The organism is Williamwhitmania sp. (genome assembly GCA_035529935.1).
Taxonomy (GTDB): domain Bacteria; phylum Bacteroidota; class Bacteroidia; order Bacteroidales; family Williamwhitmaniaceae; genus Williamwhitmania.
Map to the genome: position 1 here is coordinate 1 of DATKVT010000061.1, position 18365 is coordinate 18365.

17 protein-coding genes are annotated in these 18365 nt (G+C 43.2%); 9 read left to right on the forward strand and 8 right to left on the reverse strand.

The window, feature by feature from the left end; translation table 11 throughout:
* Positions 1 to 453: 453 nt before the first annotated feature.
* From VMW01_04255 to VMW01_04265, 3 genes are all read left to right on the forward strand, one after another.
* Positions 454 to 2829 (forward strand): ABC transporter permease, encoded by a 2376-nt coding sequence (locus VMW01_04255; protein HUW05452.1) that lies wholly within the window; start codon positions 454 to 456, stop codon positions 2827 to 2829.
* Positions 2830 to 3274: 445 nt separating this feature from the next.
* Positions 3275 to 3487: a hypothetical protein gene (locus VMW01_04260; GenBank protein ID HUW05453.1), complete on the forward strand. Its 213-nt coding sequence runs from the start codon at positions 3275 to 3277 to the stop codon at positions 3485 to 3487.
* Positions 3487 to 3792, forward strand: coding sequence for a type II toxin-antitoxin system RelE/ParE family toxin (locus tag VMW01_04265; protein HUW05454.1), 306 nt, complete (start codon positions 3487 to 3489; stop codon positions 3790 to 3792). Before VMW01_04260 ends, VMW01_04265 begins: the two co-directional genes overlap by 1 nt.
* Positions 3793 to 3926: 134 nt before the next feature.
* On the opposite strand, the gene VMW01_04270 is transcribed toward VMW01_04265, so the two are convergent.
* Complete coding sequence (locus VMW01_04270) at positions 3927 to 4703, reverse strand: LytTR family DNA-binding domain-containing protein (GenBank protein ID HUW05455.1); 777 nt, start codon at positions 4701 to 4703, stop codon at positions 3927 to 3929.
* 21 nt (positions 4704 to 4724) lie between these two features.
* The gene (locus VMW01_04275; GenBank protein ID HUW05456.1) at positions 4725 to 5759 is read right to left on the reverse strand and encodes a histidine kinase; all 1035 of its coding nucleotides are present in this window, start codon (positions 5757 to 5759) and stop codon (positions 4725 to 4727) included.
* A gap of 31 nt (positions 5760 to 5790) precedes the next feature.
* Here VMW01_04275 and VMW01_04280 point away from each other — a divergent pair, with 31 nt between their 5' ends.
* The gene (locus tag VMW01_04280; protein HUW05457.1) at positions 5791 to 5943 is read left to right on the forward strand and encodes a hypothetical protein; all 153 of its coding nucleotides are present in this window, start codon (positions 5791 to 5793) and stop codon (positions 5941 to 5943) included.
* Between the two features lie 179 nt (positions 5944 to 6122).
* Here VMW01_04280 and VMW01_04285 read toward each other — a convergent pair whose 3' ends face one another.
* Together VMW01_04285 and VMW01_04290 are read right to left on the reverse strand one after the other, a co-directional pair.
* Complete coding sequence (locus tag VMW01_04285) at positions 6123 to 6776, reverse strand: hypothetical protein (protein ID HUW05458.1); 654 nt, start codon at positions 6774 to 6776, stop codon at positions 6123 to 6125.
* A gap of 44 nt (positions 6777 to 6820) precedes the next feature.
* Entirely contained in the window at positions 6821 to 8962 is a 2142-nt protein-coding gene (locus VMW01_04290) for a carboxypeptidase-like regulatory domain-containing protein (protein ID HUW05459.1), read from the reverse strand.
* A gap of 596 nt (positions 8963 to 9558) precedes the next feature.
* Here VMW01_04290 and VMW01_04295 point away from each other — a divergent pair.
* Positions 9559 to 10191, forward strand: a complete 633-nt coding sequence (locus VMW01_04295) for a hypothetical protein (GenBank protein HUW05460.1) — start codon at positions 9559 to 9561, stop codon at positions 10189 to 10191.
* Between the two features lie 350 nt (positions 10192 to 10541).
* Here the strand turns inward: VMW01_04295 and VMW01_04300 are convergent, their stop codons facing one another.
* A complete protein-coding gene (locus VMW01_04300; GenBank protein HUW05461.1) occupies positions 10542 to 11360 on the reverse strand; it encodes a dienelactone hydrolase family protein in 819 nt (272 codons plus the stop codon).
* A gap of 484 nt (positions 11361 to 11844) precedes the next feature.
* On the opposite strand from VMW01_04300, the gene VMW01_04305 reads away from it, so the two are divergent.
* Together VMW01_04305 and VMW01_04310 are read left to right on the forward strand one after the other, a co-directional pair.
* Positions 11845 to 12249, forward strand: a complete 405-nt coding sequence (locus VMW01_04305; protein ID HUW05462.1) for a hypothetical protein — start codon at positions 11845 to 11847, stop codon at positions 12247 to 12249.
* A gap of 331 nt (positions 12250 to 12580) precedes the next feature.
* Positions 12581 to 13480, forward strand: a complete 900-nt coding sequence (locus tag VMW01_04310) for a protoheme IX farnesyltransferase (GenBank protein HUW05463.1) — start codon at positions 12581 to 12583, stop codon at positions 13478 to 13480.
* A 91-nt stretch (positions 13481 to 13571) separates the two neighbouring features.
* Here the strand turns inward: VMW01_04310 and VMW01_04315 are convergent, their stop codons facing one another.
* Both VMW01_04315 and VMW01_04320 read right to left on the reverse strand, forming a co-directional pair.
* The gene (locus VMW01_04315) at positions 13572 to 14051 is read right to left on the reverse strand and encodes a hypothetical protein (protein ID HUW05464.1); all 480 of its coding nucleotides are present in this window, start codon (positions 14049 to 14051) and stop codon (positions 13572 to 13574) included.
* A gap of 20 nt (positions 14052 to 14071) precedes the next feature.
* Entirely contained in the window at positions 14072 to 15298 is a 1227-nt protein-coding gene (locus VMW01_04320) for a hypothetical protein (protein HUW05465.1), read from the reverse strand.
* Positions 15299 to 15549: 251 nt separating this feature from the next.
* Between VMW01_04320 and VMW01_04325 the strand changes: the two genes are divergently transcribed.
* Complete coding sequence (locus VMW01_04325) at positions 15550 to 16350, forward strand: type II toxin-antitoxin system antitoxin SocA domain-containing protein (protein ID HUW05466.1); 801 nt, start codon at positions 15550 to 15552, stop codon at positions 16348 to 16350.
* Positions 16347 to 16691: a hypothetical protein gene (locus VMW01_04330; GenBank protein HUW05467.1), complete on the forward strand. Its 345-nt coding sequence runs from the start codon at positions 16347 to 16349 to the stop codon at positions 16689 to 16691. The genes VMW01_04325 and VMW01_04330 overlap by 4 nt, the downstream gene beginning before the upstream one ends.
* Before the next feature lie 50 nt (positions 16692 to 16741).
* Here VMW01_04330 and VMW01_04335 read toward each other — a convergent pair whose 3' ends face one another.
* A complete protein-coding gene (locus VMW01_04335; GenBank protein HUW05468.1) occupies positions 16742 to 17527 on the reverse strand; it encodes a hypothetical protein in 786 nt (261 codons plus the stop codon).
* Between the last annotated feature and the right edge of the window lie 838 nt (positions 17528 to 18365).

Sequence of the window (18365 nt, forward strand, 5' to 3'; positions counted from 1 at the left end):
GCCTAGCGAGCGTGGGAGTTCACCCCATTCCCTTCTTCTAAAAAATAGTGACTTAAAAACTGTAAGGCAAATCTAAAGGCGATCGGTGGTAAAGTTATCTAAAGATGGTGCGCAAATGCTCGCCCACCTCAATCAGGAACCGAGTTTTGAAGTTGGAACTCGTCAAATACTCTCTCGTTTTTTATGAAGCTGGATTAATAACCCATTACGATATGGCGACAGCCTTGGGCTTTAGAAGTTAACCCTGCACCAATAACAACTAATTATCCTTATATTTTCTTGAAAGATAGATTTGGTAATTCCCAAAAACTTATCGAAATTGGTCATGCAAATACGATCTATGAAAAATTAACGAACTGACATTTTTCCACTAAAATACTATTGAAGATACTATTAAATGCTTTTTCATCATATCACGCACTTTCAACCAGTCTAAACCAAAACCACGATAAAATGCTTAAAAGTATATTTCTCATTGCTTTCAGAAATCTAAAAAAGCAGAGATTTTTTAGCCTTATCAACATCCTGGGCCTTTCCCTTGGCTTAGGAATTGCTGTAGTCATAATAAGCTTTATTCTATTTGAGAAAAGCTTCGATACGTTTTATCCAAACTACCAGAACATCTACCGTATAGCTCATGCCGGGGATTTTAATGGGAAAAAAGTAAATGCTGCAACCTCCCCACTTCCCGAGGCACCTGCCGTATTAGAGGATATTCCGGAGGTTGCTGCGGCTACGCGATTGTATAGCATGCCAGAGAATAGCGTAGTTAAGGTTAAGGATTCAAAATTTTTGGAGAAGGGTATCTTCCTTACTGACTCTCTTTTTTTTAAGGTTTTCAATATCAGCGTGAGCGGAGATAATCCGGAAAAAATTCTTGGCTCTCCCAACTATGCCTATCTTTCCGAAGCAACGGCCAAAAAATTCTTTGGGAATCAGGATCCAACCCAGCAAACTATCGAAATAAAGAACAGGGTTATTACCATTGCCGGAACATTTAAGGATTTTCCAACCAATAGCCACATCCACCCCCAAATAGTGGCTAACTTAAAGCTGTTATTTACTGAAAGGGAGCTTAATGCATGGGGTGGTTTTGGGTATCTAACCTATGTTCTACTTAAAGATGGCAGCAACGTAGATACGGTTCAGGCTAAAATTGCAAGAATGTTCTACGACCGTATTGGGAAAGTATTTGTTAAAATGGGAGTTTCATTTGTCCCATACCTTCAAAGAGTCGACAGCATTCACCTTCACTCCTCACTGATGGGTGAAGCGGAACCCAACGGTGACTTCCAAACCATTTACATCTTTAGCGCCATTGCATTGTTGATACTAATTATAGCAGTGGCAAACTACATGAACCTTTCCACTGCTCGTTTTTCCCGAAGGGCCAAGGAGGTTGGCATCAGAAAGGTGAGTGGTGCGCGTAAGGGAATGCTTACGCTGCAATTTCTTGGTGAATCAATAGTGCTATCTCTCATCTCGCTGATCATTGCACTCGTTCTTGCACAGTTTCTATCCCCCATTCTTCCTAGCCTGTTACACCGGAATATTGACTTAAATCTGTTCAATGCCAATAAGATATTTTTCTACTATCTTCCCGTAACTATTGTTGTTGGCCTTTTAGCCGGTAGCTATCCGGCATACTTTCTCTCCTCATTCAAACCAATTACCACCTTGAAAGGGAAGGTGGGAAATGCTAGGAGGTCCATCGTTTTGCGAAAGGTCTTAACGCTTGTTCAGCTGTTTATAACCATAGGTCTTATTATTTGTACCTATACGGTTTACAGCCAATTGCAGTATTTGAATCACAAAGATCTCGGATTTAATAGAGACAATATCTTGATCCTGCCGCTTCCAACTAAGGAGGCCGCAGAAAAGGCCGATTTGTTAAAGGAGAAGATACTAAACATTCCGGGAGTAGCTAGCGTTTCTGCCACGAGCTGCTATCCGGGGAATATTGACCAGGGTGAAGGTTTTGTCCCTGAGGGATTTGATTCTACCCAAACGGTGTTGATGTTCCGTCAGGATGTTGATTACGACTATTTTAAAACCATTGGAGCAACCATGCATTCCGGTCGCTTTTTTTCAAAGGATTTTCCAACCGATGTAAAAGCATCCATCATTAATCAAACTGCTCAAAAGCTCTTTGGATGGAAAGATGCAGTCGGAAAAACCATCCGATCGGCCGGAGGGCAATTTGTATCTACGGTTATCGGTGTTTACAACGACATGAATATCCGATCGCTCCACGACCCCATTCAACCAGCAATTATTTTGCTCACCAAGCAGTCTCCCTCATACCTGCTCCTGCATACCGATGGAAACACAAAAGAAATTGTTAAACAGGCTGAAAAAGAATGGAATAGCACTATTTTGGATAGCCCGTTCCAATACAGTTTTTTAGATGAAGAGCTTGCTAAGAGTTATGTAAAAGAAAAAATGCTAGGAAGCATTTTCCTCGTCCTAACAATTCTTGCTATCATCATTGCTAATTTAGGATTGCTTGGTTTATCTGTTTTTAATACCGAAAGGAGGAGAAAGGAAATCAGTGTAAGAAAAGTGCTTGGTGCTGATAGGAAGAACATCGTAACGCTATTTTTAAAGGAGTATGGTATACAAATTGTCTTGGCAAGTTTTATTTCATGGCCACTTGCGTACTACCTAATGCAGCGCTGGTTGGAAAATTTTCCATATAGGACAACCCTCTCTCCCATAGTATTTGTTGGTGCAAGCGTTATCGCAAGCGTTATTGTACTGCTTGCGGTTGGCTATACCGTAGTAAAAGCGGCAAATACAAATCCTGCAGAGAGCTTAAAGTATGAGTAAGGTCTGAATAGAAGAATAAATAAAAACCTCAAGGGATGTTGTTTCCCTTGAGGTTTTTTTTGACCAGATATTACCAGATAAGCATTACAATAACCGCTATTGAAGCGGATTTCAATCTTGTTCTCAGCTTGTCATTCAGAGTTAACCCATACCCGACCCCATCCTGTCCTTCCCCTCGCAGGGGAAGGACAGGTGCTAACACCTGTGGTGATTTGGATATCCTGCTACGTTGCCTAGCGCGGGCCTCCACCTTTTAGGGGGAGGTTGGAAGGGGTCGGATAGCCACAAAAGGGAATTATTGCGTTGTGGTCGATCTTCACATGGTTTTATGGATCAACGGTGTATATCACAACGCTTGAGCAGAGCTGCATGAAATTTTCCCAAAACTCAAGAACTAAATGGAACGCAAATCGTTAACTTTGCATAGGGTAATACAAATAGCGTTATGAATGTAGTTGAAAAGCGGGATTTTATTCACAGCCACCTGCACCTTGCCGATGAAGTTCTAATCAACGAGTTTTACGAAATGCTTCGTAAGGAGGAGGTTTTAAAGGCTAAGCTGGAGAATAGGGCAAAACGGTCAGAGGACGATATTCGTAAGGGTAAGCTACTTTCCCGCGCCGAGGTGGAGGAGCAAACCAAAAATATTGGCCGGTGATGAAGCTTGTTTATACAGAACAGGCAGTTAATAGTCTTCAGGAGGTGCTGGAATTTCTTTCAACCGTGCAGCATATTCCTGATGAGAAGATTCTTGAGATTCGAAACCAAATACTTGACGCTGTAGATGCTTTGCTAGAGCATCCTTCAATAGGACAGGAGGAACCATTCTGGGTGAATCTCGGTTGGCAACATAGGCGCTTGGTGGAGGGACATTACAAAATAATTTACCGTGTAGAGGACGAGTACATTTACATTACCGATATTTTCGATTCACTTCAAGACCCTGATAAAATGAAAGGGTAGTGCGGTTGACCTCCAATCTCACTAAACCGTTAAAACGGTTTCCCCATTCCAACATATGCAAATTACCCACGGTTGAAACCGTGGGCTATGGTATTCTATGAAAATGGTGAAAAATATCGGGCAGGGAACTTCCTTTACCTCTCCAACCACACCTTAAAATCCCCAACCCGTTCGCGGCTCACCACGGCATCGTCGTCGGCAAGGGTGCCGGCCTTTACCTTGAGGCGGCTACCGGAGTATACCACCACGTCGGTTATGGCTGCCTTGCTTACCAGCACCTTGCGCGAGATGCGGAAAAACTTCTCGGGGTCAACCAGCTGCTCCAGCTGGTCGAGCGAGTAGTCGAGCGCGTAGCTGCGGCCATTGAGGTTTACTAAAAAGGTGTCCTTGGCTTCGCTGTAAAAGTGCGTAACCTCCGCAATATCGATGGGGCGCAGATGCTCGCCCACCTTTATCAGGAACCGAGTTTTGAAGTTGGAGGTTATCATTCTCATGGCCTGGGCAATGGCCATGGGCGAAAGGTTGGCTTCCGGCTGATTACCTGCTTTACCTTTGAGCATCTTTTCAATGGCCCCGTGCAGCTCCTCCTCGTCGATGGGCTTGAGCAGGTAGTCGATGCTGTTGTGTTTAAAGGCCCGTATGGCATACTCGTTGAATGCCGTAGTGAAAATCACCGGCGTGGTGATGTGGCACGTTTCAAATATCTCAAAGCTGAGACCGTCGCCCAGCTGTATGTCGGCAAAGATAAGGTCGGGCTTTTCGTTGCTGGAGCACCACTTTATGGCCGACTCCACGCTGCGCAGCGTTGCCATCAGCTCCATGGTGGGCAGCTCCTTGCGCAGCATCTTCTCCAGCCGGCGCGAGGCGAGCACTTCATCTTCAAGAATTACAACCTTCATGGCTTTTTCCATTGCATTAAACGTTGAGGTTGCTTACGGTTGGGGTTCAATAAGGGGTATGCGAACCACAAACTTACCCTCCTCAGGACCATAGCTCATGGGCTTGCTGGTGAGAAATTCGTAGCGTGCTTTTATGTTGCTCAAGCCAATTCCATTCTCTGCCTCCATGCTTCTGCGAGGCGAAAGGGTATTGGACACAACAAGGTAGCCATCCTGCTCCTCAATGTCGATGGCCAGCGGTTTTTCTTCGGAAATGGTGTTGTGCTTAATGGCGTTCTCCACCAGCATTTGTAGGCTCATGGGGGGAATCTCCCAGCTGGCATGGTTCACGCGGATGGTTACGTTAAAATTTTGCCCGTAGCGGTGCTGCTGCATAAAAACGTAGGCGTTCAAAAGGTCCAGCTCCTCCTGAAGGGTAACCATTTCGTTGTTGCGCTGCTCCAGCACGTAGCGGTAAACGTCCGACAGCTTCTTAATAAATTGAACCGCCTCCTTGGGGCTCTGATCCACAAGCGATGTAAGCGTGTTTAGGCTATTGAAGAGGAAGTGCGGATTCACTTGGTTCTTTAGCATTTGGTATTGAAATCGTTCACTTTCGGCCTTATACTTAGCCTCACGTGTAAGGGCTTCGCGCCAGTTTTTAAAAAAGGCCTTACCGTAAAAAATGGAGGTGATAAAGAGGCTCACAAGTATGGTGATTACTCCGGTGAAGACCATTTGGCGAATAAGATGGATTCCTTCCAGGCGGAGAAAATATTTAAAGAAGATATAATCGCAAAGGTTTATCCAAATAACGGAATATAGAATCGACACTACCATATCCCAAATGAACGTTTTGGTAGGCTGTTCTCTCCAGCTGAATTTTCTTTCGATAATGTAGCCCAAGAACTGATTCCCTTTCCAAACGCCACCTCCAATAAGGAATCCGTAAATAGAACTGTAAATAAAGCCGTTAATGTTATTCCAAATTTGGAAGTTCATGAATATGGCAGAAATAAACCCTCCAATTGCGGCGCAAATGAGCAAGTCGCGAAGGTGGCCAAGTATGGTTTTGTATGTGGTAGCCATTGTTGTTTTTGTTTTTAAAGGTAGATAAAAAATGAAGTCGGAGCGCAGCGAAGATCCGGCTAATGACGGATTAGAGAAGTTAAAGGAGTCAAAGAAGTTAGAGAAGATTAACCTTTGGATTGATGAAAGTAACCGTACAACTCCCGATTTCGGTCTATTTTGTAACCCGTCACTTGTCACTTAGTATTCACGGAGTTCCACGGAGTAAGAAAGATTTTTTTAATTGGCATTAGTCTCATTGTCATATTGAACAATTGGCACATTTTCTTCGGTCTCCCAACTCCCGACTTCGTTCTTTTTTGTAACCAGTCACTTTTCTAAAACCCCAAGCCTCCCCCAAATAGGAAGAGGCTTATGGTTTCGCTAGTTTTTTGTGCTACAAGCAGCCACCATTTTATCTGTGGCCTTTTTTCCCCATGAAGGGTCAATACCCCTTTTCTCTGCTTGAGGCTGCTGGTTAAATAGTTGCTGAGCCTTTTGGTAGAATGGCAGTGCTTTTTCTGCTCCACCACCAAACATGGCAGGGGTGTAGTAAATATTTTGCCCCTTCAAATACTGAGCCCTAGGATTGCTTGGATTTAGTGCAATGGCCTTTTCAATGGCTTCTCCGGCCAGCTGTGAGTATTTCATGCCCCGAGTAAAGCTTACCTGGATGCGTGCCTGGTAAAGCATTCCTTGAATGGCGTTGAGTTCGCTGTTGTTCTCTGATATTTTCATTGCTTCATCGAGGGAGGCCTGAGCCTGATCGAGAATGGGATCTATCCGCTCCTTATCTTTCTCCATAAAGGCAGCAATGGTGCGGCAGTAGGCCGAGTAGTATAAAGGCAACCATTGAGTTTTTTCACCCATGGCAATGCGATCGAAGTAAGAGGCAGCGTCGAGGAAATCCTGCTGGCTCTTTACGCTGTCGATCATGGTTAGTCCATTTTGCATGGCACCTGCATACTGTTGCGATTGGCCGTTGGCAGTGAGCGCAAGGCTCAAAAATAGCACTGAGGCGAGAATCATGTTTTTCATAGTTGTAATTGTTTATTGGGTTTATAATCTGTTTTTGAAAGTATTTACTGTTTTTTGAGGTCGATGAACATGCCGATGAAGGCAAACTGTTTAGTGTCGGGACCAACCGCCATGCGTGGGTAAACCCCTTGACTGTTGGGTGCATTGTAGTAGCGGTAGGTATACACTTGGCTTCTATTTAGTAGGTTAGAAACCGATGCGTAGATTACTGTAAACCGTCCCCAGAGGTTGGTGAGGTAGGTAACGCTGAGGCTCAGGTCGGAGTAGTCGGGTGCCTTTGCTGCCATAAACTGGGTAGCGTTTGGGTCGTTGTATGGCCTGCCCGAGTTCCAGCTGTAGGTCATGCCCACCTGTGTTCGTAGTGCTGCAATGTAGTATTTGGCGTTTATCGAAAGGTTGTGCTTGGCAATAAAACTTGGGGTAACCTCCTCGGGGTAATCCTTGTAGAGGCGTCTAGAATCTATAATGGAGTAAGATATCCAGTAGTCGAGATTCTTCACGCTCTTTTGGTCGCGCCAGAAGAGATCGATACCGTGCGCATAGCCATGTCCATTGTTGTTGTAGAGCGTAGGGTCAGTAAAATCGGTGCCAAACCGAACCATACTGCCGTAGTCTTTTTGGTAGGCCTCTATGCGAAGGGTTCTATCGTTTTTCATGATTTGGTAACCCAGAATGTAGTGGGTGGCGTGTTCGTAGTTCAGATTGTGGTTAAAGCGCAGGTAGCTCTCCTCAGGCTGCTGGTAGAATCTTCCAACCGAGGCCGATATTTGGCTAAAGGTGTTCAGCTGCCATGCAACCGACAGCCGGGGAGCAGCGTCCCACTTTTGGGCAGGCTGCCAATATTCCACCCTTTCGCCAAGGCTTACAGCCATCTTTTTAAGCATTATCCATTCCGCTTCAGCAAATGAGGCAAACAGCTGGCTGGTGTAGGTTCCGTGGTAGTTTTCGGCAGTGCTTAAGTTCTGGTAGTTTTGCACATAGCTGTTGGCAATCATTTCCGATCCAGCCGATATGTTGAAGCTGGCGTTTATCTTCTTTTTCACAACCAGTTTGGTGTCCATTTCCCGAGAGGTCTCCTTCACCCGTTGGGAGCCTGGCTCAATGTTGTTGAGGTCGGAGGAGATGGAAACGCCGGGCTTTATCATCCATCCAGCACCCAAATCGTGGGAGTAGGCCACATTAACGTATGCGTCTTGGTTGGTGAGCTTAATGGGCGTGGCAACACCCTCCTGAAGCATGTCGGGATAGAGCAGCTTCAGCGAGGAGGAGGAGACGGTGGTAAGCACCTTTAGCAGCCCTTTGGTGGAGACGTTTTTGCGGATTACTACGGTGCCACCAAAATCCTCGGGTGCTTTGTCCCATGTCATCTTATGGTTTGTAAGTCGGAAGTATGGGTCGAGGTTGGTGTAGTCGAGGCTAACGCTCACCGAGCCACTCTTGAACTGGCGAGTATCTGATACCCCCATGCCGATGGTCATTAATGAAATTCCGGTTTGTTGATAGCTTGTTTTGCCGCTCGTTTCCAGAATTAGCGCCGACGATAGCGCACCACCATACTCGGCGGAGTAGCCACCACGGCTAAAAAGTGTACCAGAAAAGAGCCAGGGGGTGAACCGTCCTCGCGAGGGTAGGTCGGGGGTGGAGGAGTTGTAGGGCTTCTTTACGGCAAGCCCATCAATAAAGGTCTTGGTTTCGTATCCATCGCCCCCTCTAACAAACAGTCGGCCATCTTCGCCCACCTGCGTAACCCCGGGCAACGTTTTAACACCACCGTAGAGATCGCCAACGGCTCCGGCGGTGGTCATTATATCGAGGGGTTTTAGGGTAACGCCTTTTTTCTTGTCGCTTGCCTGAAATGCACCGGCGGTGATTGTAATGTCGTCGAGCGTTTTTCCGGCCTCATCCAGCTGTAGGCTAACTGTGTGCTGGTTCGGCTTTAGCTGCACGGCGAGGCTCTTGTAACCCATGTAGCTAGCTTCAATTACGATGGAATCGCGCTTTGTGGTTTTAAACTTAAAGGTTCCGGAGGTGTCAGTAGAGGCGCCATCGTAGGTGCCCTTAACAATTACATTGGCCCCAATGAGTGGGTCTCCTGCCTTGTCGGTTATTTTACCGCTAAGGGTAACCTGTGCCGTTAGGGCCAGCTGGGTAAGTAGGGCAACGGATAGGAGTAAATATCTTTTCATGGCTTCAGTTTTTCTAGGTTTTGGATTGATTCCCGAATTGGGGTTCCAATCCTGATCTATTTTACTGAAGCAAAGATGAGGTGCAATAGCTCCTTTTAAAAGTAAAAGGGGATGAGCTGCGGAATGAGGGGGACGAGTTGTAAAAAAAAGGAGGCTTTCGGCGAAGGTGAACTTTCCAAGCCTAAAATCGAATTAACACCCAACTGAAGGGTTCTTTCTACCGACAGCCTCGTAGAGGCCAAACGTTGGCAGAAAAACCATCCTTTCTCAACCATTACTAAAAGGTTAAATTCCTACGGAGTACGGGTAACATGGTGGCATAATCTTTTTAACAATACTCTATCGTCTACGGCGAAGGTGAATATTTCAATGGGAGGAGCAAATTGACATCTATCTAGTGCATGCCGTTCGGCGATGCAGGAATAAAGTATTACAGTAGAACATTGCAATAGTTGATTTTGGGTTTACTATTGGGAATCAATAAATACTTGCCGGACGATAATGATTTTTTAAAATTTAACTGAAACAACTTTGACTTATATTTATTCTTTCTTAAATTAGCAACCATATTGTAAATGCTTACTAAAACCTGAGACATGAAAGGTTTATTCACTAGAAGTGCAAGTAAAAGAAAACCCTTCAGATTAAAGTTTGAAGATTTAAATTATCAAATTACACCTGAAGACAAGTTGATTTTGAGTAGGCTTGAGGAAACTTTTGACGCATTGATAATCAAACTCGAAGAATTTGCATATTCTGGAAATAGTAGAATACAGATTCATCTTAGAAATGAAAAGGTTATAGATTTAGCACGAGCTGAATTATTGTTACTTACAGTTAGATATTTTGATCCGGTAGCAGCGAAAGCGAATTTTAGTAGAGATGCTGGAATATTTTTTACTAGCAATTTAGCAGAGTACATTTTAAGTCTTAGAATAAAATTTCCCCAAGGTTGGTTTAAGGATTTTCAATCATTTTACAGAGCAAGATTTAATGATTACGTGCAATTTTGGAATAATTTCAACTCAAAAGATCCAGAAATAGTCAAAAATAGTTTATTCTGGCTTGAATCAATAATATCTTTAAGGCTTTTTGGTGAGATTAAAATCAATGAAATTGAAGGCATTTACTATCCTGATTTTGATGCATTGAATCAGGCTGTTTTCATGGTTTTTTTTCTTGAGGCTTTAATTCAATTTAAGATAAACTTAAGCGCTTGTTTTGACTAGAGTTAATCAATATTCCTCTTTTCAATTTTTGCAATAATAGGCGTCCGGGTGGAAATCTGAATAATTTATATATTCCTTCTAATTATTCAACATTGCCTGTCGGCAAGGCAGGAATACAGTATTGCAGTAAAACAGTGCAATAGTTGATTTTTGGTTCCCTGTCGGGGATCAACAAACATTTACCGGAGAACAATGCATTTTAAACTAAGTAGAGACGCAAAATTTTGCGTCTCTACCAACAAATAATACGATGCAATTAATTCTTCATTTAACTCCATCTAACTTCATTATAACTTCTTTTAACTTCCTGATATTATTTCTTCAGGGCTGTTTCAAGTCTTTAACCACAATTAAAAAATTGTTTTAAAGAAATCTTTCATGTCTTGCCACGACTGCGCGTCGGCTTCCGCGTTGTATTCAATGGGCATGTTGAACTTCTTGCCCACCTCCGTTGATGCAGGATTGGTGAAGGCGTGGGTGGCACCGGGATAGACCTTGAAAATGTAGGTGGCGCCAGCCTCGTCGAGGTTTTTCTTGAAATTATCAATATCGGCTTGGGTTGAAAACTTATCGGCACCTCCATGACACACTAATATTTTTGCTTTCACGGCGCCCTTTTTTGCCATTACTCCTCCAGACAAACCGCCATGGAAGCTTACTACGCCCTTAAAGTCCATGCCCTCCTTGGCGGCATTTAACACCATGGAACCACCAAAGCAGTAGCCAATGGCGGCCAACTTTGTGGGGTCGGCTTCTGGGTAGCTGAGCAATTTTTTAACAGCAGCCTCAATCCGCGCTTTTGCAAGCTTAGGGTCTTTATATAGCACTCCGGCTAGCTGCTGTGCCTCCTGTGGCGTTGTGGCAATTTTTCCATCACCATACATATCCACGGCCATGGCAATGTAGCCAAGCTGGGCAAGCATGCGAGCTCGCATTCGGGAGTAGTCGTTGTTGCCCCACCATTCGGGAACAACTAGAATGGCTGGTCGCTTGCCTTCAAATGCCGGGCTATAGACAACAAAGCCTTTCATGGTATCCCCGTTGGCCGTGTAGGCAACCTCCTGTTCTATTAATGCTGGTATCATGGAGTTTGTATTTGCGTTTAAACTCATGGATAAGGTGGTGCTAAATATTAAGAGCGACCATAAAAATTTTCTACTCTGTCTCATAAGGCGGTATGTTTAGTTGGTTTAGCCTATAAACAGATCTAGCGTGCTCTTTGTTTGGGCGGGAGCAATTCAAGTTGAATCCAATAAGGAGTTATTGGTTATTGTATTGTAAGTAGCAAAAAGTTGGTTCACATATGTGGTTTATTATTCTTTTGGGGGCATATTTTTTGGTATAAATTAGCTCAAATCCAATGAGATGTTAATTTCTTTACAGAACTATTTACAAATTGTAACTGTTAATTGTGTTTTAATTTTTCGATGAAGAGGTTAACCTTTTAATGTTTTCATGGTTTAAATTTTTAATTTTAGTCTTTTCGAGTTTGGTTTTGCCGACATTTAAGCGCAGAGGTATTGAATCGTATTTTATTTTGCGATACATTTGGTAAGAAGATAACCCACACAACGCACAAGGCATGGATGGCAATGTTCCTGTTTGGTCTTTTAATAAAGTTTTGAGCTATTAACCATCAAAAACATACCAACAATGAAACTAACTAAACCTAATCTCGGCACTTTTGGACGCATTCTTTTTGCTCTTCCATTTGGAATTCTTGGCTTGAACCACTTCCTGATGACCAGCTTTTATGCAGGAATGATGACCTCCTTTATTCCCGGTGGTGGATTCACCATTCTTTTCACCGGATTTTTGCTCATTGTTGCCAGTATTGCCATAATGATGAAACGGTTTGTAACGCTATCGTGTCTTGTACTTGCAGCATTGCTGTTTTTGTTTATCGTTACCATCCATATTCCACAACTCTTTGATCCTAAGTTTAGCGACACCCTGCAGCATACAATGGTAATCATGCAGCTTTTCTCGGATATGGCGCTGATGGGTGGAGCGTTATTGATTGCCCACATTTACAAACCTGAAAAGGGAGAGATCTAGCCATTTCAGTAAGGTAATTTTCCTGCATTCTATTATTAAAACAATAAGGGGTTGGCGTTAATCTACTTTAGGTTACTCCAATCCTTTTTATTTTATGGCAATCCAACCTAGTGATTTAATGGGTTAGGCAAGAGTTGTCCCCTAGCCGTTTTCATTTAATTGTTGGTAAACGTAAACATCGGGTGCAATGCTCTGTTTCTGGAGATGGCGCTCAAATGTGCATATTTTATGAGGTTCAAAAATTAATATCGATCACATTATTACTATAACACGCACCATTAAAGCATGTTGCACAAAGGAGGTCCACAAGTAGAATTAGCTATTTTTAAGCATGGAAAGTCAAGTAAAAACCGATAGACCTGTAGGTCGAATTGCTAGAAGCATAAAAAACGTTTTTTCGCTGCTCAAGGTGATAGTGATTGCGAGCCTTGTGTTTACAACATTCACCGGATATGTGCTAGCCGATGGACCACTAAATGCCGGCTGTGTTATTACCCTTGTGGGTGTTTTCCTATTGGGTGCCGGGGCGGCAGTGTTCAACCAAGCATACGAACGGAAAACCGATGCGCTCATGCCACGAACAGCCAAACGGCTCATGGCATCTGGTCGCGTTTCGCTTCAGACGGGTTTGATTGTTGGCACCCTGCATGTTGCCGCTGGACTTGCAATTCTCTATATTCACGATGGTTGGTTTGTTGCGGCCCTTGGCCTCTTCAACCTAGTTTGGTATAATCTGGTTTACACTCCGCTGAAGAGGGTTAGTTCATGGGCGCTAATTGCCGGAACCGTTGCCGGAGTTGTTCCGTTGCTTATGGGCTTTTCGGCTGCAGGGGAAAGCCTGCTTAGCAATACTGTAATATTTGTAGCCTTTTTTATGGTGATATGGCAAATTCCGCACTTCCTTATTCTGCTGGTGAAGTATGGCAAGGAGTATGAGCAGGCCGGACTCGCCTCCATTACCGCATTTTTGCACGAGGAGCAGATTCTACGGCTCGCCTACCTTTGGGTGGTTGCTACCGCGGCGTCAACGCTGTTTATTCCGCTCCTTGTTCCGCTGCACCATCGCTCAACCAGCTATGCCATACTGGCCATTGTGGTTGTGGTTTTGGTTTCCATTGCCATCGATGTATACAGAAAAGAGGGCAAGCGTAACATCTTTAGGCTATTCATGCTTACCAACCTGATGCAAACAGGCTTTATGCTATGCCTTGTTGCCGATAGCCTGCTTTAGAATTTTTGAAATGGCTTGTTATACATAGTTTTTCCTTGCTTCTAACGTGGGACTAGCCATTGGTGTTTATATGGAATAGCACGTTGACTGATTAGGGGAGTTCTAAATTCTCATCTTCAACATAATCTTCTGATTCCATTCTTTCCATTATTTCATCGGCCCCCTGCTCGCTAAAAAGATCGGTGGCGTTGATTTTGGAGAAATCGTCAAGTTCAACAAGAAAAATAACTGCATTTTTTAATGCTGAAACCGATGGTTGGAAGATTGACCCATTTTCGTCTGCAACAAAAACCAGCGAAGTTCTCTCCGTTTTGAAGCTTTTAAGTGAAGTATCTTCTTCTAGGTCGCCCTCATCTGGCTTCAAACTTAAATCTTCGGTTATTTCGAAGTAACAGTCATCTTCTGTTTGGTAGATGCGTGCAGAAACAATTTCCACCCTCAGCTGGGTTGGATAAATTCTCTTGAGCTCGGGCAACAGCTGCACGGCTTGGAACTTCTCGCCCAGCTCATTTACCCCTTCTACTAAACCGGCAGTTAAAGCCAGGAGTAATTGTTCGGATGTTTCCTCCATAGGTCGTTTATCGTATTAATTTACTGAGCAAGATTTAACTTTTGGAATCGTTGGTGGCCTTTTGCATTATCGTATTCCATTTTAGGAAGGAGGTGACGGTACTCCTTGTATTTTGGTTCTTCTCTCAGCTTATTCACCACCTGAACAAGCCTGCTTTGGATGGTTTCGGTATTATGGTAAACATTGCGGCTGAAGGCTTCTCTTTCTTGTTCAAAAGGAGTGTAGTGCTCGAATTTGTCCCAATCAATTTTAGGTGTTGTAAAAAGTTCAACCTGTAAATGGAGCATCTCGAAGAGCTCCTTTGTCTCCACGCTATTTACTTCATGTTTAAGAATCTGGTGGTAGATGTCCTCGGGTAGCGCATAGGACCAATTTTTATCCCTGTTTTGAAACCGCCCGTAGTATATAAATTGTCGGTTCATGTTGTGGATAAATATTTTCTCAAGAATCAGCGTGTCTAGAGAAATAGTTCGTCCAGAGCCGAACGCCAGTTTTATCTTGAGCAGGATATTTACTGTTTTGCTCGAGTAATGTTTCAGCAACATTTGTTTGGTGGTATCGCTAAAGAATACTTTATGAACCCGGGCATCGCTAAATTCGTTGTCAATAAAATCTATATACTGCTTGTTACGTTGGTAGTAGTATTTATTTAATACGCTTCGGTCTGCGGTGGTTGTTTTATAAAGGTAAAGCGCTACAAGGCAGTAAAAAAGTGTAGCAAATGCCATCCAGTATCGTATTCTGAAAATTAACCGTATGGTATTCCAGTGGATAAGGAATATGTAGATGGGTATTAGCACCAGCAAAAGCCAGTAGCCATGTAAAATATCAATCTCATTGTTGTAGCCAAATGTGCCATACACTAAAATGGGAAGAAGGGAGCCAAATCGTGAAACCAACATGATGGCTACAAAGGTTATTAGCCAAGCATTGGAAATGGTGAAGGTTTTGAGGTAATGCTTTTTTACCCTCCGGTTACCGCCCTGGAGCCAATAAATTATTGTGAATCCAAACCCTAAGCTGGTTGAAAGTGTGGCGAAAAACAGGTCGTAGAGCCGGAATTCTTTCTCTGTAAGAATAAAGGGGTCTCGGAAAAAGGTAATAAACCGTGCACCCTCTCTGGCATAATTAAAAAAGTAACTGAGCACGAAGGCCGTTGCAACACCCACTACAATGCCGGTCCAAAACTGTTTCTTGCCTAGGACGCTAACCGAAATCTCGGGTTTAAGAAATCCTTTCTTTAACATTTGTATGGCTGGTTATTAGTGTTTTCATGTAACACTAACATAAATATACAAACGTTTTTTTAATTGCAACAGGGGAATGGGACAATTGTCCAATGTGAGGATAAGAATGAGGGGGATATGGAGTGACGTTGACTATCCAATTATTAATGTTCGAATAATATATTACTCAGTGTGTTTTAAAACAAAACATAAATATGATTTAAATTGAAACATTTCATATTTTTGTAGCGTTAATTGTGAAAACAGAAGCCATGAGTAGTAATCTTTCTCAAAAACAATTAGGCCAGCGAATTGCAACGCTTCGCAAAATGAAGGGGCTATCTCAAGCTGATTTGGCGAAAAGTGTTGGATTGTCTCGCCCTTCCTTGGCTCAAATAGAGATGGGCAATAGGAGCGTTGATATTTTTGAGCTTCAAAAATTATCATTGATTCTTGGATTTTCCCTTGACGATTTTATGGCAAAGGATTTTTCTGCTATTAATACCTTAGAAGCTGTAGTTGAAGAACCAGCCAAAGAGAAATTGCGTATTTCAGTCCCCAAATTACAGGTTCAAAAGTTTAAGAATGTGCTTCTCTATATTCTTGAACGTTGTGCCGGAAAGCCAAATGTTGGAGAGACCGTTCTTTATAAGCTGCTCTATTTTTCTGATTTTAATTACTATGAGCTGTATGAGGAGCAATTAACCGGAGCACAATACCGAAAGTTACCCTATGGCCCAGTTCCTCAAAAGTTGGATACTATTATCAACCAAATGATAGAGAATGGGCAACTCCAGCGGATTAAAACGGATTATCATGGCTATCCTCAAACACGTTATTTGCCAAGGGTGAAAGCAAACTTAACGGAGTTAAAGGCGAGTGAAAAGGAGACGATCGATAGAGTTATTGAGCAAATGAGCGATTGGTCTGCTACAGCCATAAGTAACTACTCGCATCACGATATGCCTTGGCTGGCAACGAAAGAGGGGGAGGAGATTAACTATGAATTAGCGTTTTATAGGGAAGCCCCATTTTCGGTGCGCAACTATGGTGACGAAATGGAACAGCAATGACATTTGATGAGCTGACCGAATTTAAAAAAGACTTAAAGAGTCTTTTGAAAAGGTTTAGAACGCTGGATGAAGACTTAGTTGTGGTGAAGCAGGTTTTGGAGATAATGCCCAACGAAAGACCACCGTTTAGCTTCCGTATTGATAATTTGGGCATTGAAACTTGCATTATAAAGGTAAAAAAAATTGCCTGTAAGGCGCTAAAGGGACGTGGCGTAAACTCAGGCTTGCGATTGGTTTATGCACACTTCCCGTTGGAGCAACGAATTGTTTTTGTGGAGCTATACCATAAAAGCGACAAGGAGAATGAAGATCGGCAAAGAATTCTTGAAAACTTTAAATAGCAGGATTTACCCTGCTAATGGTTAACCGTAAGCTCTCCCATGTTCACAACCTACTCTTTCTTTTCGTTATTTTGAGGTTTTGGTGTTAGGAGCTCAAGTGCTGCCTCGAGGGCAATTCTAGTTCTATCCTCGCTACCATAAGTTTTGCCTGCAATTTTGGTAATGGTAGTCCAGCTGATATCGGGGTTGCTCTTTTGGGCGCCAAGCTTGAACACCGCGTAAACGGGTGGCTCCGTGAATCCAAAATCCTTGAAAAGGTAGTTTGCCCATATCTCCGCCATTTTCACTGTTCTATCAAGTTGAGCCTGATCGAACAGCTCGGTAAACTTGGTTTCGCCTACAAGCAGCAGGTTATCGACAGTAATAACTAGGTTGGGCTTGGCGTTAAACATGCCCTGAATGGCTTTATATACCTTTGTTTCGCCCTCACTTAGCGGAATATTTGCCAAGGTTGCCTTTTGCTTAATCTGCTTGGGGTGGGTTAGCTTAGTGTTTCGCAATGGTTCTGGAAGTTCGGAGTAAAGGCGGCATTCGCTCACACCCTCCTGCTTCATAACTAGGCGGGTGAGGTCGTCCATAAATGCAACCCGCTCCGCCCTTTTGCTTTGGTAGGCATCTCTTACTATGGAGGGCTCACAGTAAATGGCAATATTTTCAAACTTAAGCTTGGCCAGGGCGACTTTGCCGTTAGCAAATTTTAAGGAGGTCTTGGATAGCTCGCTCATGAACTGTCCAAATGGGCTTGCAGCCTTCTCCTCGAGCCGCTCGTGTAGCAGGCGGAATAGGTGTGCGCTTATTGCCCGCTCCTCGCGGTTGTAGGTATCGAATTTTATCATAACGTTTTCCTTGTTTAAGAGTTGAGTGATTTACCGATTCTCGGGTTAGCCTGTATTGGCAATAGGAAGGCCTCCCTTTTGTGGTCAAAATTTTCATAAAGGTAAGCAAAGGAGGCAGCTTTGCAAGTTGCCTGTTTTAAAGCACTGGAGGAGAGCAGGGTTACTTTTTTTTACGAATTAGAATTTGGTGTTGGAAAGTGTTTTTGTGGGGTGGCTATTTGAACATTGCGCATGACAGAAAATACTTTGCACAAGGCAGAAAATACCTAGCGGGTGGAAGAAAATATCGAGCGGGTGGAAGAAAATATCGAGCGGAAGGAAGAAAATATCGAGCGGAAGGAAGAAAATACCTAGCTGATGGAAGAAAATAACTAGGGGGTGACAGAAAATACCTAGTGGATGGCAAAAAATACTTTGCACAAGGAAGAAAACACCTAGCGGAAGGAAGAAAATACTGAGCGGATGACAGAAAATACTTTGCACAAGGCTATTTGAACCTTGAATATGGTTATTTGATGGAGGTAGACTGTCTATTCAATAAACGGTGTGAAGTAAGGGAGTTCGCTTAGCACCAGAACCAAATACAACCAATTTCTCCACTTGGGAAAAATGGCCTGTTGGTTCTTGTCCTGAGTTCTGAAATGTTTGTTTTGCCTTATCAACAACATTTAAGAATTTTCCCCATTTGATATATTCTAATTGAATTAGGCATTCAGCCAATACGGATAAATGTAGTATTTTAGGGGTATAAATGATTTAGAGTATGGAGAAGAAGTTCGACAGCCTTACTATTTTCGAGTTTCAGCAGCGATTCCCCGATGAGGATGCCTGCTTGGCC

What these genes read in the sequence shown, in the direction of transcription:
- VMW01_04305 (HUW05462.1), top strand. Translation starts at nt 11,845, where the DNA reads ATGAAACTAACTAAACCTAATCTCGGCACTTTTGGACGCATTCTTTTT.
- VMW01_04285 (HUW05458.1), bottom strand. Translation starts at nt 6,776, where the DNA reads ATGAAAAACATGATTCTCGCCTCAGTGCTATTTTTGAGCCTTGCGCTC.
- VMW01_04315 (HUW05464.1), bottom strand. Translation starts at nt 14,051, where the DNA reads ATGGAGGAAACATCCGAACAATTACTCCTGGCTTTAACTGCCGGTTTA.
- VMW01_04255 (HUW05452.1), top strand. Translation starts at nt 454, where the DNA reads ATGCTTAAAAGTATATTTCTCATTGCTTTCAGAAATCTAAAAAAGCAG.
- VMW01_04280 (HUW05457.1), top strand. Translation starts at nt 5,791, where the DNA reads ATGAAGTCGGAGCGCAGCGAAGATCCGGCTAATGACGGATTAGAGAAG.
- VMW01_04325 (HUW05466.1), top strand. Translation starts at nt 15,550, where the DNA reads ATGAGTAGTAATCTTTCTCAAAAACAATTAGGCCAGCGAATTGCAACG.
- VMW01_04265 (HUW05454.1), top strand. Translation starts at nt 3,487, where the DNA reads ATGAAGCTTGTTTATACAGAACAGGCAGTTAATAGTCTTCAGGAGGTG.
- VMW01_04275 (HUW05456.1), bottom strand. Translation starts at nt 5,759, where the DNA reads ATGGCTACCACATACAAAACCATACTTGGCCACCTTCGCGACTTGCTC.
- VMW01_04290 (HUW05459.1), bottom strand. Translation starts at nt 8,962, where the DNA reads ATGAAAAGATATTTACTCCTATCCGTTGCCCTACTTACCCAGCTGGCC.
- VMW01_04270 (HUW05455.1), bottom strand. Translation starts at nt 4,703, where the DNA reads ATGGAAAAAGCCATGAAGGTTGTAATTCTTGAAGATGAAGTGCTCGCC.
- VMW01_04310 (HUW05463.1), top strand. Translation starts at nt 12,581, where the DNA reads ATGGAAAGTCAAGTAAAAACCGATAGACCTGTAGGTCGAATTGCTAGA.
- VMW01_04320 (HUW05465.1), bottom strand. Translation starts at nt 15,298, where the DNA reads ATGTTAAAGAAAGGATTTCTTAAACCCGAGATTTCGGTTAGCGTCCTA.
- VMW01_04335 (HUW05468.1), bottom strand. Translation starts at nt 17,527, where the DNA reads ATGATAAAATTCGATACCTACAACCGCGAGGAGCGGGCAATAAGCGCA.
- VMW01_04300 (HUW05461.1), bottom strand. Translation starts at nt 11,360, where the DNA reads ATGAGACAGAGTAGAAAATTTTTATGGTCGCTCTTAATATTTAGCACC.
- VMW01_04295 (HUW05460.1), top strand. Translation starts at nt 9,559, where the DNA reads ATGAAAGGTTTATTCACTAGAAGTGCAAGTAAAAGAAAACCCTTCAGA.
- VMW01_04330 (HUW05467.1), top strand. Translation starts at nt 16,347, where the DNA reads ATGACATTTGATGAGCTGACCGAATTTAAAAAAGACTTAAAGAGTCTT.
- VMW01_04260 (HUW05453.1), top strand. Translation starts at nt 3,275, where the DNA reads ATGAATGTAGTTGAAAAGCGGGATTTTATTCACAGCCACCTGCACCTT.